10 protein-coding genes and 1 pseudogene are annotated in these 15,077 nt (G+C 65.6%); 1 reads left to right on the top strand and 10 read right to left on the bottom strand.

What is annotated here, in order from left to right; translation table 11 throughout:
• A pseudogene (locus RPS27_RS24355) lies at window positions 1–669 on the bottom strand (flagellin); the annotation flags it as partial.
• A 319-nt stretch (window positions 670–988) separates the two neighbouring features.
• On the opposite strand from RPS27_RS24355, the gene flbT reads away from it, so the two are divergent.
• Window positions 989–1,429 carry a flagellar biosynthesis repressor FlbT gene (gene flbT / locus RPS27_RS24350; RefSeq protein ID WP_194403251.1) on the top strand — a complete coding sequence of 147 codons (441 nt, stop codon included), beginning with the start codon at window positions 989–991 and terminating at the stop codon, window positions 1,427–1,429.
• A gap of 75 nt (window positions 1,430–1,504) precedes the next feature.
• On the opposite strand, the gene RPS27_RS24345 is transcribed toward flbT, so the two are convergent.
• From RPS27_RS24345 to RPS27_RS24305, 9 genes are all read right to left on the bottom strand, one after another.
• Entirely contained in the window at window positions 1,505–3,004 is a 1,500-nt protein-coding gene (locus tag RPS27_RS24345; protein WP_313754685.1) for an aspartate aminotransferase family protein, read from the bottom strand.
• Window positions 3,001–4,251 carry a hypothetical protein gene (locus RPS27_RS24340; protein ID WP_313754684.1) on the bottom strand — a complete coding sequence of 417 codons (1,251 nt, stop codon included), beginning with the start codon at window positions 4,249–4,251 and terminating at the stop codon, window positions 3,001–3,003. Before RPS27_RS24340 ends, RPS27_RS24345 begins: the two co-directional genes overlap by 4 nt.
• 1 nt (window position 4,252) lies before the next feature.
• Window positions 4,253–5,902: a hypothetical protein gene (locus RPS27_RS24335; protein WP_313754683.1), complete on the bottom strand. Its 1,650-nt coding sequence runs from the start codon at window positions 5,900–5,902 to the stop codon at window positions 4,253–4,255.
• Window positions 5,892–6,677, bottom strand: a complete 786-nt coding sequence (locus RPS27_RS24330) for a hypothetical protein (RefSeq protein ID WP_285807067.1) — start codon at window positions 6,675–6,677, stop codon at window positions 5,892–5,894. The genes RPS27_RS24335 and RPS27_RS24330 overlap by 11 nt, the downstream gene beginning before the upstream one ends.
• A 71-nt stretch (window positions 6,678–6,748) precedes the next feature.
• Entirely contained in the window at window positions 6,749–8,632 is a 1,884-nt protein-coding gene (locus RPS27_RS24325) for a flagellar protein (protein ID WP_313754682.1), read from the bottom strand.
• A 20-nt stretch (window positions 8,633–8,652) separates the two neighbouring features.
• Window positions 8,653–10,536: a flagellar hook-associated protein FlgK gene (flgK, locus tag RPS27_RS24320; RefSeq protein ID WP_212068762.1), complete on the bottom strand. Its 1,884-nt coding sequence runs from the start codon at window positions 10,534–10,536 to the stop codon at window positions 8,653–8,655.
• 34 nt (window positions 10,537–10,570) lie between these two features.
• A complete protein-coding gene (locus RPS27_RS24315) occupies window positions 10,571–12,829 on the bottom strand; it encodes a flagellar hook-basal body complex protein (protein ID WP_194403258.1) in 2,259 nt (752 codons plus the stop codon).
• 177 nt (window positions 12,830–13,006) lie between these two features.
• The gene (msrB, locus tag RPS27_RS24310; RefSeq protein WP_211419746.1) at window positions 13,007–13,519 is read right to left on the bottom strand and encodes a peptide-methionine (R)-S-oxide reductase MsrB; all 513 of its coding nucleotides are present in this window, start codon (window positions 13,517–13,519) and stop codon (window positions 13,007–13,009) included.
• Window positions 13,520–13,604: 85 nt separating this feature from the next.
• Window positions 13,605–15,074, bottom strand: a complete 1,470-nt coding sequence (locus RPS27_RS24305; RefSeq protein ID WP_313754681.1) for an FAD-binding oxidoreductase — start codon at window positions 15,072–15,074, stop codon at window positions 13,605–13,607.
• Window positions 15,075–15,077: the final 3 nt, after the last annotated feature.

Below are 15,077 nucleotides of genomic sequence, written 5' to 3'. Positions count from 1 at the left end.
TCCCGGAGCCGCGCCGGAACGGAAGGTGATGGTCTTGCCGTTTACGGTCAGCGTGTCGCCGTCGGCGGGCTGGGCCACACCGGCGAGGCCGGTCGCAGTCGTGCCGTTGGTGGCGATCAGGGTGATCGCACCGGTCAGGGCCGTAGTGCCGCCTGCGCCGGTCGTGGCCGTGCTGCCCTGGAACGAGCCGATGGTCGCGCCAAGGGTCGAGGTGCCGGTCGCAGCGGTAGTACCGCCCGCCGCGCCACTAAACAGCACGTTGCTGCTCGCGGTCGCGCTGGCAAACGAAGTCGTGCCGCGCAGGTCGGCCGCCGTCGCACCCGAGATGGTGGCGGAGACGTTGGACTTGGTGGAGTAGCCGACCGTGGTCTGCAGCGCCTGGTTGGCGATCGACTTCGCGGAGTCGATCAGCTTCTGCAGCGAGGTGATGCCGGTGTTGGCGGCCTGCAGCACCTGCACGCCGTTGGCGATGCCATCGAGCAGATTGTTGATGTCGCTGGCGCGGTTGTCGAGCGACTGTGCCGTGAAGAAGTTGGTGGGATTGTCGAGAGCCGAGTTGACGCTCTTGCCGGTCGACAGACGGTTCTGCGTGGTGGCGAGGAGATCAGCGGTGGACTGGAGGGAGAGCAGGTTCTGACGAACCGATGCGGAGAGGACGATACCGGACATGACTCTGTTACCTTTCTGGTAAACGACGCTACTGTTACACGTCTGCTTGGATCGCGAGTGATCCAGCGACGGCGGACCGTGGCGCCGAGACCTCTAACGAAACATGAAATGAAACCCGCACTTTCGCCGGGTCACGTGTGATTCGGTCCGGGGAACGGCGCGGATCGCTGCGCCGCCGCACAAATGCACCTTTGAAAATATTGGGCTTTTAGGTGCGACCGGTGTGGATTTACAGCTCGTTAACTAATTGCGAGCGAGAATCACGTCTTCAGAGGCCGCAACGAACGCTCGGTTACGAAAGCGTTGATGGAGAACAGGCATGGCCCTCAAGGTCGAGCTCAGACCGCACGAACGCATCATCGTCGGTAACTGCGTGATTACCAACACGGACCAGCGCGCCCGCCTCCTGATCGACGGCGACAACGTGCCGATCCTGCGCGAGCGCGACATCCTCACGCCGGAGACCGCCGATACGCCGGCCAAGCTCGTCTATCTGGCGGTGCAGCTCATGTACATCTCGCCGGATCCGCAGACCCAGCACGGCACCTACTTCAACCTGGTGCGCGACATCGTCACCGCGGTGCCGAGTGCCTGGCCGATCATCGAGGCCATCAACAACAACATCCTGAATGGCGACCTCTACCGGGCGCTGAAGGATGCCCGCAAGCTGATCGCCTATGAGGAGAAGCTGCGGAGCCAGTTCGAGGCTACCCATCCCACGGCTGAAGTGGCCAAGGACGACGTGAGCTCCGCCGCCTGATCAACGACACAGTCCCGCAGACGACAACGGCCCCGGATCATCTCCGGGGCCGTTGTCGTTTCAACAATGCGTGCGCTATTGCGCCGCGAGCGGCGGTGCCTCGACCTCGATCAGATCCTCGCCGCAGCGCCGTCCGCCGAATTCCAGCACCGCCGCGACGAGCGCATCGATGTCCGCCGCCTCAGTGCGGTGGTTGACGATCGCGGCGCGGATCGCGAACTTGCCGTCCAGCGTCGTGCTCGACGGTGCCGCTATTCCGGACTCCTGGATGTCGGCAACGATCTCGCGGTTGACCGCGTCAATGGCACGGTAGCGGAAACAGACGATGTTGAGGTTGACCGGCGCCAGCAATTCCAATCGCGGTTCGGCCAGCACGCGTGCTTCGAGATACTTCGCCAGCGCGCAGCTTCGCGCGATCGTCGCACCGAGCCGGTCGGTGCCGAACGTCTTCAGCGTGAACCACGTCTTCAGCGCACGGAAGCCGCGCGACAGATCGGGGCCGAGATCGCAAGGCCAGACCGCCCCCACCGCAAGCCCCCTCGCCTCGCGGCGCAGATAGGCCGCGGGCTGCGCAAAGGCCTGCCGATGCTGCTCGCCATCGCGCACCAGCAGGAAGCCGGCATCGTACGGCACCTGACCCCATTTGTGGAAGTCGAGCGCAATGGAATCGGCGAGCTCGATGCCGCCGAGCAGCGGCGCGAGCTCGGGCGACAGAATCGCGAGCGCGCCGAAAGCGCCGTCGACGTGAAACCAGATTCCCTCCTCGCGGCACAGCTGTGCAATGGCCTTGAGATCGTCGATCGCACCAATGTCCACCGTGCCGACAGACGCGACGACCAGGAACGGCTTGAAGCCGACCTCGCGATCGACGGCGATCTGCGCGCGCAGCGCGGCAACGTCGATGCGATGATCGGCATCGACGCCGATCTTGCGCAGCGCATCGGTGCCGAGCCCGGCAATGTCCATCGCCCTGGAGACACAGCCATGCGCGGCCTGCGACGTATAGGCTGCGAGCAGCGCGCCGTCATTGCCGATGCCGTACTGCCGCGCCAGCGTGCCCAGCGCTGCCGTGCGCGCCACCAGCACCGCCATCAGATTGGCCATCGACGTGCCCGTGACGAAGATGCCGCTCGCGCTGTCTGGAAAAGCGAACAGGCGGCGCATCCAGTCGACGATCTGGCGCTCGACCTCGATCGGCATATGGTCCCGTCCGCCGAGATTCGCGTTGAGGCCGGCCGCGAGCATTTCCGCGAGCATGCCGACCGCGGTGCCGCCGCCATGCACCCAGCCGATGAAGCCGGGATGGACGTTGCCGGTCGCATAGGGCGCGATGTGCTCGGCGAATTCGCGGTAGACCTCGGCGAGATCGCTCGCCTCGCGCGGCACGTCGGCCTTGAATGAAGCGCGGACCTCATCGGGGATCGGCTGCCAGACGGGACGCGTCCGGACATTGGCGATGCCGTCGATCGTCTCGTCAAGCATGCGATGAGCGAGCGCGCGAAATGCGCTCCAGTCCTGCGGGTCGAGCGAGGTGTGCGCGGTGGTGCTTTGCGCGTTGCGGATGATCTCGTTCATGTTGCGCTCTCCACGGCTGCAGCATGCCGCGACAGCATCGCCGCGAACGCCGCGAAGATCTTGCGCATCTGCGGCGGCTTGTAGGGAAACACGTCCGGCGAATCCATGTTGTGCACGACGGCGGTGTTGTCGGCTTCGAAGACCAGGAGTTCGCCAGCCTGGTTCTCCGCGCAATCGACGATGAAATAATCGAGGCCGACGCGCCTGCTCATCTCGTCGAGCGCGCTGCTGTGACGCGCCGCGAAGGCGTGGTCGAAATCGCGCATGAAGAGCGCCTCTTCTGCTCGCTTCTCCTCGCTGAATGCCATGTAGGCGTTGAGATACCAGATATCCCAACGGTCGGCGATCGCCATGTGGCAGGCGTAAGGCTTGCCGTCGACCATCGCGAGACGATATTTGCGATAGAGCCCGTCGCCATTCACATAGTCGACGAAGCGCGCGACGAAGAAATCCTGTTCGTCGCGCTCGGCGAGATAGGCTGCGAGCGCCGCCGCATCGTCGAGCTTTGCGAGCCCGACGCCGGCATGCGAACCACGCGGCCGCGCGATCATTGGAAAGCGCAGTTCACCCGCGATGTCTCGGCAAGCGATCCGCCCGCGCGAAAGATCCGACAATTGCGCGCGCGTCGCGTGGATGGTCGCGGGAATGTCGAGACCCGGTACGCCGGCCAGCAGCCGATGCAGCTTGTCGCGATCGAGATTGCCGATGCGATCGGGACGATTGAGCAGCGGCCGCGGCCAATGCGGTGCGGCCTTCTCGATCAGGTCGAGCGCCTCGCGGCATTCCTCGGAATCGGAGGCGACAACGATGGCAACGTCGTGCTCGGGCAGACTCTCCGGCAGGCCGACGCCCTTGACCACGTAGAGCGTCAACAGCTCGATGTCGGAGCCTTCAAGCAGAAAATCGATCGGGGTATTGCCGCCCATGTCGATGTCGGCGGCAAGCGCCAGCACGCGCAAGCCCGGCTTTGCGGCAGTGCTCGGCGTGCGAAACAATTGATGGAAGGCCAGCACCTCCGACTGGATCGCAAGACCTCGATCCTTGTCGCCGAGAAGCTGGGTGATCAGCGACAGGTCCAGTCCTTCGCCCGCCTGCGCCGTTCCTGCCGCGATCCGCGCCACCAGATGGTCGCGCAGCGGATGCAGGTCGACACCTTCGAAGGCCCGGCGCGTCAACTGCGCAAAGCCGATGCGATCGGCAAAGTTCGCCGCGGTCATGCGAAGCGGCGCGGAAACCGGATGCTGCATCTCACACCTCGAACGCGGAGTTTACCGGCGTGGCCGCGACTGCGCCACGGTCAAGCAGCAGCTCGATCTTTACCAGCACATGGGCGATGCGATCGAGAATATGCTGCACATTGCGTTGCGCCTCGGCCGTATCAGGCGACCAGGCTTCGGTCACCAGACGGGCGCCGAGGCAAACGCGCAGCACCGCCTGTGGTGCCGCGTCAGGCCGCTCCAGACGGACCGGCTGGCCGATCAGGCAGCGCTGCGCGGCGACCTGCCGGTCTGCCGCACTGCCGCCGATCTTCTCGTTCATGTCACGCGCCAACGCCTGATGAATGGCATTGGTCTCGGCGATCGAGACCGGCTTGCCACCGCGCAGCAGCATGAACGGAAAAATCGTAGATTGTGCAAATTCCTCGTCATCCACGCCGGCCGTGCCGGTCACGGTTGGCACGGGTTGAAGCGACGGCGACAACGCGATCATACTGTCGATGCCGGCGGCGAGCTCGGCGAGCACCCTGGCGCGGAAAGCGCCCGGTACGGCGTAATACCCGCCGATCTCGGCGAGCGCCGCCTCCCAGCGCAGCCATTGACCGAAATTGGGACGGCGGTCGAAGCGCGAACGCAGCGCCGTCCAGGCCATCGGCCAATCGCAGCGGCCGGCATAATCGAAGATGCCGGGCGCGATTCCCTCGATCCGGTCGATCGAGCGCGACAGGCCCTTCGGCACCAGTAGCGCACCGCTGAAGGCGGGGCCGCCGAAGAATTTCGAACCGGTCATCAGCACCATATGGCCGCGGTCGAGATAGGCGCGCAGCCGGCGGCGGCCGAGCCGCGCCTGACAGGCGTCGATGACGATCTGGACCTTGCGCGGCCAACGCCGCGCGATCTCATCGAGGCAGGCCGCGCTCGGTGCGCGCCAGCCGAGCTTCGATGCATCCATGATCTGGAGCAGCACGGGCGCGCCTTGCGCGATCACAGCCTCGACCGCATGCAGCACCGCGGCATCGGCCTCCCCGCGCATCGCAATCCCCGGCCCCGCCTGAAGCAGCGGCAGCGCAAGACTGGCGCCGGCGAGCCCCGCAATCGCGCCATCCTTGCGAACCGCAAGGCCGCTCGCCGTCATGGAGCTGAAATGGTGCCCGCGAGCGGTATGGCTCGTCCCGCTTCCGGACTGGTCGGCGCCGACCACGATCGTCACCGGCGGCGCCCCGAGCACCGCGCACGCCAGGAACAAAGCGTGGAGCTGGGAGTCCGTGCCGGAGGGCGAGAACACGATGTCGACGCGCGGCGGCAGCTGGAGGTGGCCGCGCAGCTCGCTGCGCATGTCCTCGCAACGTGCGTCGAAGGCGACCTCGACTTCGTCGAACAGGCATTTGTGCACCAGCTCTTCGCGCGCCAACGCGGCGCGGTCATAGCCAGCTTGCGAGATCGTCGACGCGGTCGAGGACGCGAAATTCCAGAGCTCCGGCTCCGGCGAGGCCGCGCAGCCATATAGGTTGACGCGATCCGTGGCGTCGAGCGCCAGCCGCGGATCTCCGCCGGAAACGAGCAGCGTGTCGAGTGGCGTGAAGAGATCGCGCAGGCGATAGCGCGAACCGCTGTCGGATGCGCGTTCGAATTCTGACAGACGGGATGCGCCGGCGCTCATCCCGAAAGGCTCACGCCGCATCGGCCGCCGCCCCTCCGGGCGCCGGTGCGAATTGCGAGGCGATGTCGCCGTGGAACACCGACGGTCCGACGTGATCGAGCGAGCTCTGGATGTCGGCCCAGATCTCGCCGCCGATATCGGTCCAGCGCTTGCAGAAAGCGAAGTCCTCGGACAGATAAGTGCCGGTCGCCGGATCGATCATGCATTCGAACAGCGCGAAGCGGTTCTGGCTCGTGACCAGCGTGTCGTGCGAATGCTCGCGGAAGAACTGCAGGCTGGCATAGTCCGGATGGCGGCACATCGCCTCCAGCGCGTGGCGCCGGATCATCAGAAATCCGGTGCCTGCGTAGCGCACGCGGGTAAAGCCGTTGACGACGACGATGCGGTCGGGATCCTCGATCTCGAGCACATAATCCAGCGAAGCCGCCGGCACGTCGGCCCTGCCGGACTGGATCGCCCGCGCGGCCTTGTCCCAGTTGACACGCTTGATCGGATAGCAGCCGGCCACGACGTCCGCGCCGCATTCGATCAGCCGGAACACCTGCTCCGGCTTGAAGCCGATATCGGCGTCGATGAACAGGAAATGCGTCGCCTTGGGATCGTCCAGGAACATCGCGACGAGATTGGCCCGCGCCCGGGTGATCAGCGCGTCGCCGTCGCGCAGCAGCACCTTGAGCTCGAGATTGGACATGCCGTGCACGGCACGCTGAAGCGCGAAGATCGAACTCGCATAGATGCTCGACACCTGCCCGCCGAAGCACGGCGTTGCTACCACCAGTTGCATCTTGTCCGACATCGGCAGCTCCGCCCCGCTCCAATCCTCACCAAGAGGTAAAGAGGCATGGTTAACGGCGCCTTAACGCGCTCTTACAGGAACTTGACGAGCGAGAGCTGCGCGAGGTTCGAGGTCACCTGATAGGACGCTTGCAGCGCATTCTGCAGCGCCAGGATCTGGCTCGCCACCTGGTCGGGCGAAGCCGATTCCGCCTGGTCGATGATGGTCTGGAGCTGCGCCTTGGCCTGGGTCTGGCGCGTGGAGGCGTCCTTCATCGCGTTCTGGGCCATCGCGATGTCGGTCTGGATGTCCTCGATGCGCTGCTGACCGGCCTGCTGCGTCAGCGCCTGCGTCACCCTTTGGCTCAGCGCGGAGACCTGCCCGCCCGAATACTGCCCGGTCGGCGAGGTCGAGAACGTTCCGAACACCGCGATCGCCTGCAATTGCCGGCGGATCGCATCCTCGTTGGCCTGGGCGCCATACTGCACCGTGATGGAATCGTCGACCCGCGCCATCGCGGTCGAGCGCGCCGAGCCGGGGCCGTCATTGCCCTGGTACCATTTCACGGTGTTGGCCGAACCGTTGGCCAGCGTCGTCGCCGAGCTCGCGGGCGAGGAGCCGACGCGCAGCGGCGGCTGCGTGGCGGTCACGGGCGTCGCGCCGAAGCCGAGCGAGGCGAGCGCGCCGGTATTCGAGCTGTTGATGTTCAGGCTCGCCGCATCGTCGGTGTTGATCGTGATCGAGCCGCCGTGGACCGTCGAGGGCTTCGACGTTCCCGTGATGGCGTCGATCTTGGTCAGCAGGTTCTGGATGCTGTCGCCGACATTGAGCTGGTTGCCGGTCGCGCCCGAGGCCACGAAGGTCAGCGTGGTGCCGTTGACGGTGATGGTGTCGCCGGCGACGAAGCCCGGCGAGATCGAATCCGAGGGGCTAGCCCCGGACAGTGCCGTCGCGCCGCTGACCGGTGCCGGCGGCGCCGCCTGGTTGTTGACCGGCGTGCCGATCGCAGAGCTGGCGGTATTGAAGAAATTGTCGCCGGCGACGATCGCCGAGGCCGCGACCAGCGAGGTGTTGGCGAGCTTGGTGATCGCGGTGTTCAGCGCCGTGTTGAGGTTGTTCGCGGTATTGGTCGGGTTGACCGGCGTGCTGGCATCGATCGCGAAGCTGCCGAGCGGCGTCGGCGTCGCCGAGGACGCGGTCAGGTCGATCTGCTCGGTCGTGCCGTCCGGCAGCGTGAACTGGACGCTGACCTTGTCGCCGTTACTGGGGTTGACGCCGTTGAGATCGACCGAGAACGACATCGGCGAGCCGCTCGGGCCGGTGATCGTCGCACCCGTCAGCGTCGAGGACACCGCCTTGAGCTTAAGGCCGAACGGCGAGCCGGCGACGTCCTCCGAGACCTGGATCGAGCTCGGCGTCGGCTGCGTCTGCACCAGACGGCCCAAGCCGTTGGCCCCGAGGTCGGCGGCCTGACGCTCGGCCATCACGGTCTTGAAGCCCGCTTGCGTCGTGGTGCCGTTGATGATGTCACCCGCGTCCGCGACCGACTGCGTGTTGACGGCGGTTCCGGAGAACAGATAGCGGTTGCCCGTCTGCGTGTTGAGGACGCCGACCATCGAGCCGAATTGCGCCGCGGCGGTGTTCTGCGCGATCGTCTGGCCGTTGACGTTGAGATCCTGCGCGGTGTTGGCGGCGCCGGTCTGCACGGTGCTGCGGATCTTGGTCAGCGACTGCAACGCGGTGTTGGCGAGGTTGATGCTGACATTGACGTTGGTGATCGTGTCGGTATAGGCGGCGATGTTGGAGAGCTGCGCGCGTCCGGCGATCGCAAAGCCCTCGTTGGTGCCCATCCCGGAATAGTTCTGCGACAGCTTGCCGGTCGAGAGCTGCGTCGACAGGTCGGTGAGCTGCTGATTGATGTTGCGGATCTGCGAGCCGAGAACCGACGAGGAGTAATTGATACTGCTGATCGACATGTTTCAGCGCTCCGTTACTTCTACACTTGAGCCTGGATCAACGTGTTCATCATGCTCTGCACCACCGACATGACGTGGGCGTTGGCAGCGTAGGCATTCTGCAGCTGGATCAGGTTCGACATCTCCGAGTCCAGATTGACCTTGGAGGTCGAGTCGAACTTGGCCTGCAGCGTCGAGACCACGACGCCCTGCCCCTCTTGGAGCTGGGTGGCCTGAGTTGAGGCGTTGGCCTGAATGCTGAGGAATTGCTGCAGATAGCCCGAAACGCTGCCGGTGAAAGGCTGGTTGGCCGAGCCGAGGCCGCTCTGCGGTGAATAGGAGAACACCGCGCTGGTGAGCTGCGAGTAGAGATAGTCCGAACGCGTGGTGTCGCCCGCTGGCGTCACCGGCGAGGTGTTGTACACCGACATCCTGGTGGGGTCGGCGGTCAGCTGCGTGTTCACCTTGATGCGACCGGCAAAGCCGGTCAGCTGCGAGCCCGAGCCGGTGATCGCGCCGGTGTAGAGCGCCTGCCCGCCATCGGTGAACACCGCCAGTTGCGGATTGCCCGAGGTCAGCGACGACACGGTCTTGCTCGTCGAGGCCGAATTGACCCTGGCGAGACCGGAATTGTCGTCCGTGACCCGCAGCGTCGTGGCGCTCGCCGGCGCTGGCGCGGCAGAGAAGCTGAGATGCGAGGTCGAAAGCGCGGTGTTGAGCGCCGAGGCGATCGCGCCCATGCCGCCGGAAAAGTTCACGCCGATCTGCATCGGGTTGGCGTTGGTCGCATTCTGCAGCGGCAAGGCAGCCGGATCGGTCACATTCACCAGCGTGATCTGGCGCTGGGTGTTGGTGGCCGTGTCGGTGTAAGTGAAGGTGGCGGTGTTGCCCGGGAGCGCGCCGCCGAGGTCGACGTCAAAGCCGGCGGGCGGACCCGACACCGTGCTGCCGGCCGTGGTCTTGTCGGACAATGCGCTCGACATCGTCGCGGCGAGCTGGTCGATCTGGTTCTGCGCCTGCACCAGCGTCTGGTCGCGCAGCTTCAGATCAGCCGCGATCTGGCCCGATGAGACCACGTTGTTGGCGACGACGTCGACCTTCGAGCCGTTCGGCAGCACGATGTTGAGCGCGCCGACGCCCGACTTGGCAGGATCGATGTTGTAGAGCGAGGTCGCAGACATCGCCCCGGCGGAAGCGAAAGTGAATTGCGAGGCGAGCCCGGCACCGACCAGCTGGATGCCCGTCGTGGTGTAGATGTTGGCCTGGTTCGATCCGTCGGTGGTGACGCGGACGTCGACATATTTCGACAGCGTGTTGATGGCCTGGTCGCGTTGGTCCATCAGCGTCGCGGCCGAGGGGTCGTTGGCCGACAGGCCCTGCAGCTTGGTGTTGATGTTGGCGACCTGCTGCATGGCAGCGTTCGCGGCCTGCGCCGAGGTGCCGAGATCCTGCTCGACGTTGGAGCGCAGCGACTGGATGCCCTTGGTGGTGACGTTGAGCTGCGTGGCCAGCGCCTGCGCCGCACCGAGGGCCACCGTTTGCGCCGACGACGCGCCCGAGCTGGTCGACAGCGCCTGCAGCGCCGTGGTGAAGTTGTTCAGCGCGGTTTCCAGCGTGCCGCTGTTGCCGGGCGTGCCATAGACACTCTGAAGCTGCTTCAGGATGTTGGCCATCTGGTCGGCGTAACCGCTGCCGCCGGTCTCGGTGCGCAGCTGGTTCAGCACGAAGGTGTCGAGCTCCCGGCTGACGCCGGTCGTCATCGCCGTCGAGCCGAAATCGCCGGTGGTGACCTCGATCTGGTTCGGGGTCTGGACGACGTAACCCGGCGTCTGCGCATTCGCGACGTTCGAGGAGACGATCGAGAGCGCGGCCTGGTTGGCACGCAGGCCGCTCATCGCGCTGGCGAGGGCTGAACTCAAACCCATTTCACTTGCCGCCTTTGGTTACGTCACGCGCCGATCAGCGCAACACGTTCAGGAGGTCCTGCACCATCGAATTCGCCGTCGTGATCACCTTGGTGTTGGCCGAATAGGCCTGCTGGGTCACGATCAGCTTGGTGAATTCGTCGGCGATGTCGGTGTTCGAGCCTTCAAGCGACGAGCCGCTGATGCTCCCCGATGCGCCGTCGATCGCCGCACCCGACTGTTCGGTCGCGGCATACGCGCCACCATCCATCGCCTTCAAATAGTTGGTGCCGTTGAAGTGCGACAGCGAGACTTGGGCGAGGTTGAGGTTCTGGCCGTTCGAGAAGGTGCCGACCACGAGGCCGCTGTTGTTGACCGCGACCGACCGCAACTGGCCTGCGGCGTAGCCGTTCTGCGTGATGGTGTTGATGGTCACCGCGCCCGACGTGCTGGCATATTGCGTCAGTCCGCCGGTCGAGATGTTGAAGGCGACGGAGCCGAGCGACTGGCCGCTGACGCTGACATTGTTGATGGTGATGCCCGAGCCGCTCGGCGTGGTCAGCGAGCCGTCGGAAGCGAAGGTGAAGGCCTGCCCCGTATTGACCCAGCCGACCGTGGTGCCGGTCGCGTTCGGATCGGTCTGGTAGAACAAGTTCCAGCTGTCGGAGTGACCTGCGCCGAGCGAGGCGCTGTCGGTCTTGGCCCAGCGCAATTGCAGGTTCACCGGCGTACCCGCAGCGTTGTAGGCGGTCACCGCGCCGCCGCTGATCGACTCCTTGGTGAAGGTCGCGATGTCGTTGCCGATCACCCCGCCGGTGCCCGCGGTGCCGCCGCCGTTACGGTTCTTGGTGATGGTGGATGTAAAGCCGAGCGCGGCGAAGGCGGCGCTGTTGGAGCTCGACACCGACAGGTTGGACACGGTGCCCGTGTTCAAGGTGATCACACCGCTGGTGCTGACGGACGAGCCGGTGGCGCCGGAGAGCGCATCGATCTTGCTGAGCAGGGTCGTGATGTTGTCGGTGACGTTGATCTGGTTCGGACCGCTCGCGCCCGAAGCCACGAAGGTCAGCGTCTGGCCGTTGACGGTGATCGTGTCGGCAGGCGGGCCCGCCGAAAAGCCGGAGGTGAGAACCTCGGCGCCGCCGGCCGTCGCGCTGCCGCTCAGCAGCGTCGACCCCGAGATCGCGGGCGAGGACAGCACGTTGCCGCCGCGCGTCACGCTGGTGATGCCGAGCGCCGTGGCCGCGGTGCCGCTGTTCACCGCCACATCCGTGGAGGTGCCGCTCGAAATCACGATGTTGCCGCTGGTGTTGAGAGACGCGGTCACGCCAGCACCGCCCGCGTTCTGGATTGCGGTCAGAATGTCCTGGACCGTCGCAGGCGTGCCGGCGCCCAGGCCGATGGTCGAGTTGGTGCCGAGTGTGACGGTGTTGCCGGTGTTGAAGGTGATCGTGTTGCCGTTGATCGTCAGCGTCTGGCCGCTCAGTGCGGTGAGGATGCTCGATGCGAGATGGGTGCCGACGGCGGCATCCAGCGACGTTGTCGTCGATGCCACGGCCGCCGAGTTGTTCTGGAGAGCGACCGATCCGGTGTTCGTCGTCGAAGAATAAGGCGAGCGGAGGTTGCCCGTGGCCGCGGCGCCCGAAGCGGTGTTGTTGGTATAGGGCGCGGGGGGCGTGCCGACCGGAAGCGGGTTGGCAGCGAAATCCGAAGGATTGAGGCCGCCAGCCGCCAGCAGCGACCCCGTCGTGGCGGTCGAGCTCGCTGCAGTGTTCGGCTGGGTCGGCAGGTTCGCCGCATACTGGATCGAGGTGGTCGCTTGCGCCGGAATGAAGTTGTTCTGGAATTTGAGGACGTTCGCCACGTTGCCGGTCGGGTTGCCGGTCTTGGGGTCGACCGTGACGCCCATCAAATAATAGCCGGCGCCGTTGACCAGGTTGCCGTTGGCATTCAGCTGGAAGTCGCCGCGGCGGGTGTAATAGGTGACGCCGCTGAACACCGGCACGTTGTCGACGACGCCGGTCGCCTTCTGGATCGAGAAGAAGCCGTCACCGGTGATCGCCATGTTGGTGGCGACGGTGGAGCCCGAGATCGTGCCCTGCGTGGTGATGGTGGCCTTGGCATTGGCCGTCACGCCGCCCGCGACCTGCTTGCTCGGAACCGAGGAGTCGGGGATGAGATCGACGAAGCTGGTGCCGATGCCCTTGTAACCGGTGGTCGATGAGTTCGCGATGTTGCCGGAAATGTTCTGCAGCGCGTAGGACTGCGCCTGCAGGCCACCCACCGAGGTGTTCATTGCATCGAAGATACCCATAACTTTGTCTCCAAATCCGATCTCGGCGGCCGGTCGACCATGGCCGCAGTCGGGGGAGACAGTCGCAAGGGCCATGCCAAGGCGGGTATCTCTAAGAAATCAATGGCTTAACGAAAAAGCCCCGGCCTGACGACCGGGGCACAATTGCCGGGACCGGCAACAATTGCCGGGGCTTTCTTACGTCGCCGACGCTGCTGCGGGATGGAAAACCAGCCCGAAACCGTCGATGCAATAGCGCAGGCCGGTCGGCTTCGGACCGTCGTCGAAGACGTGGCCGAGATGGCCGCCGCAGCGCCGGCAATGCACCTCGGTGCGGACCATGCCGTAGGCCCGGTCTTCGGTCTTGCCGACATTGCCTTCGATCGGCTGGTAGAAGCTCGGCCAGCCCGTGCCGCTCTCGAATTTGGTTTCGGACGCGAACAGCGGCAGGTCGCAGCCGGCGCAGGCGAAGGTGCCCTTGCGGTGCTCCTTCAACAGCGGGCTGGAGCCCGGCCGCTCGGTGCCGTGATTGCGCAGGATCTCATATTGCTGGGGCGTGAGCTGGGCGCGCCATTCAGCCTCCGTCTTCGTGATCTCGAATTTTTCCGCGGTCTTCTCGCCGGCCTCGGCAGGCGTTGCTCTGAGCCAGCGGAAGGCCCCAAGGCCGAACAGGCCGGCGGCGGTCGTCAACAGGATGCGGCGGTCAAACATCTCATTCTCCGTGCGGGAGCTCCACGCCCTGAGATACGGGCTCTAACGGCCGAAGTTACACGTCCGGGCGGAATTTTTCGCCGGTTTATCGCGCAACGCCGGCGTCGTGGGAGGCCGGTTCCGAAGGCGGGTCGCCCGCTTGGGCGGCGGGTTTCGGCGGCGGGGCCGGGCGCGGCCTGACGCCGGGCGGCGGGCGGCGCGGACCGGTGCCGGCGGCCCGGTTGGCTTCGGCAAGACGCGCCTCGCGCTGGTGATCCCTGAGCCTGGCCCGTTCACGGTACCGAGCGAGCGAGCCTGCGGCTGCGGAACTCGCCCTGCCCCAGATCCCGACCAATTGGCCCGCGACCCGTCCCGTGGCGCCGCCAGCCCAGACCAGCTCGAACGGCGAGAACAGCTTCCAGCGCTCATCGCCCCACAGGATGCTCCGCACGATCATCTGCCCGGCCATGGCCGAGGTATTCATGCCCTGGCGCCCGAACCCGCTCGCCACCCACAGGCCTTTGCGCAACTGGCCGATCTGCGGCATGCCGTGCACGGTCTGGCCGGTGGCGCCGCCGAACATGTCGGTGACCTCGACATTGCCGAGCGCCGGAAAGATCGTGCGGATCCGCCGCCTGACGGCGCCCGCAAAGCGCTGCGGACGCGCAGCCCAGGTGGTCTCGGGGCTCTCCCACATCAGCCGGTCGCCGTCGACGATGCGGAAATGGTCGACGCCGTCGGAGTCCATCACCGATCCCTTGAAGGCGATGATCTCATGCACGCGCTCGCCGAGCGGCGCGGTGATTCCGGCATAGCGCCAGACCGGCAGCAGCGTCTCCGACAGGCGCCGCAGGGGCGCGCCGAGATGGATGTTGCCTGCGAGCACGATGTGGGTGGCGCGCAGCCGCGCCGAGGGCGTGACGATGCGCTTGCGGATGCCGGAATGATCGATGCTGACGACCGGCGTGTCCTCGAAAATGCGGGCGCCTGCCCGACGCGCCAGCGCCGCGAGGCCATGGACATATTTGCGACCGTCGACCTGAAACGCCTTCGGATAATGCACGCCGTGGAAGTAACGATCGGTCTTGAGCACCTCGCGGACGCGATCGACCTGCCAACCCTCGACCTCGGTGTCGAAATCCTCGTTCAGCATCTGCAACCGGCTGATCAGCCGGTCGCCAGCATCGACGTTGGAGACCTCCAGCACACCCTCGCTCAGTCCGATCCCCGGCATGTTCTCTTCCGTGGCGTTGGCCCGGACGAACTCTGCGCCCTCCTTCGACAGCGTCCACAATTCACGCGCGTCCTCGAAGCCGATGCGCTCGATCAGGTCGGTGAGCGGCAGCGCAAAGCCCGGCATCACCGTGCCGAGTTGGTTGCCGGACGCGTTCCAGCCGATATGACGGCCCTCGAGCACCGCGACACTGGCCCCCAACCGGGCCGCCTCCAGCGCGATGGTGAGCCCGGCCAGCCCCGCACCGATGACGCAGATGTCGGCGTCAAGGTCGAACGACAGCCGCGTGCGGTCGCGAAAGCCGGCTTCGTCCTGGGACACGCTTGTGTAAGTCTCGCTCATGTC

The sequence above is a fragment of the Bradyrhizobium sp. WYCCWR 12699 genome, from assembly GCF_032144035.1.
In the GTDB taxonomy this organism is placed as follows: domain Bacteria; phylum Pseudomonadota; class Alphaproteobacteria; order Rhizobiales; family Xanthobacteraceae; genus Bradyrhizobium.
This window is presented reverse-complemented; position numbering and strand designations above follow the sequence as displayed.

Bases quoted from the DNA above. Each gene is read 5' to 3' on its own strand.
- flgK (WP_212068762.1), bottom strand. From the start codon at position 10,536: ATGGGTTTGAGTTCAGCCCTCGCCAGCGCGATGAGCGGCCTGCGTGCC.
- RPS27_RS24335 (WP_313754683.1), bottom strand. From the start codon at position 5,902: ATGCGGCGTGAGCCTTTCGGGATGAGCGCCGGCGCATCCCGTCTGTCA.
- RPS27_RS24305 (WP_313754681.1), bottom strand. From the start codon at position 15,074: ATGAGCGAGACTTACACAAGCGTGTCCCAGGACGAAGCCGGCTTTCGC.
- RPS27_RS24315 (WP_194403258.1), bottom strand. From the start codon at position 12,829: ATGGGTATCTTCGATGCAATGAACACCTCGGTGGGTGGCCTGCAGGCG.
- msrB (WP_211419746.1), bottom strand. From the start codon at position 13,519: ATGTTTGACCGCCGCATCCTGTTGACGACCGCCGCCGGCCTGTTCGGC.
- flbT (WP_194403251.1), top strand. From the start codon at position 989: ATGGCCCTCAAGGTCGAGCTCAGACCGCACGAACGCATCATCGTCGGT.
- RPS27_RS24325 (WP_313754682.1), bottom strand. From the start codon at position 8,632: ATGTCGATCAGCAGTATCAATTACTCCTCGTCGGTTCTCGGCTCGCAG.
- RPS27_RS24345 (WP_313754685.1), bottom strand. From the start codon at position 3,004: ATGAACGAGATCATCCGCAACGCGCAAAGCACCACCGCGCACACCTCG.
- RPS27_RS24330 (WP_285807067.1), bottom strand. From the start codon at position 6,677: ATGTCGGACAAGATGCAACTGGTGGTAGCAACGCCGTGCTTCGGCGGG.
- RPS27_RS24340 (WP_313754684.1), bottom strand. From the start codon at position 4,251: ATGCAGCATCCGGTTTCCGCGCCGCTTCGCATGACCGCGGCGAACTTT.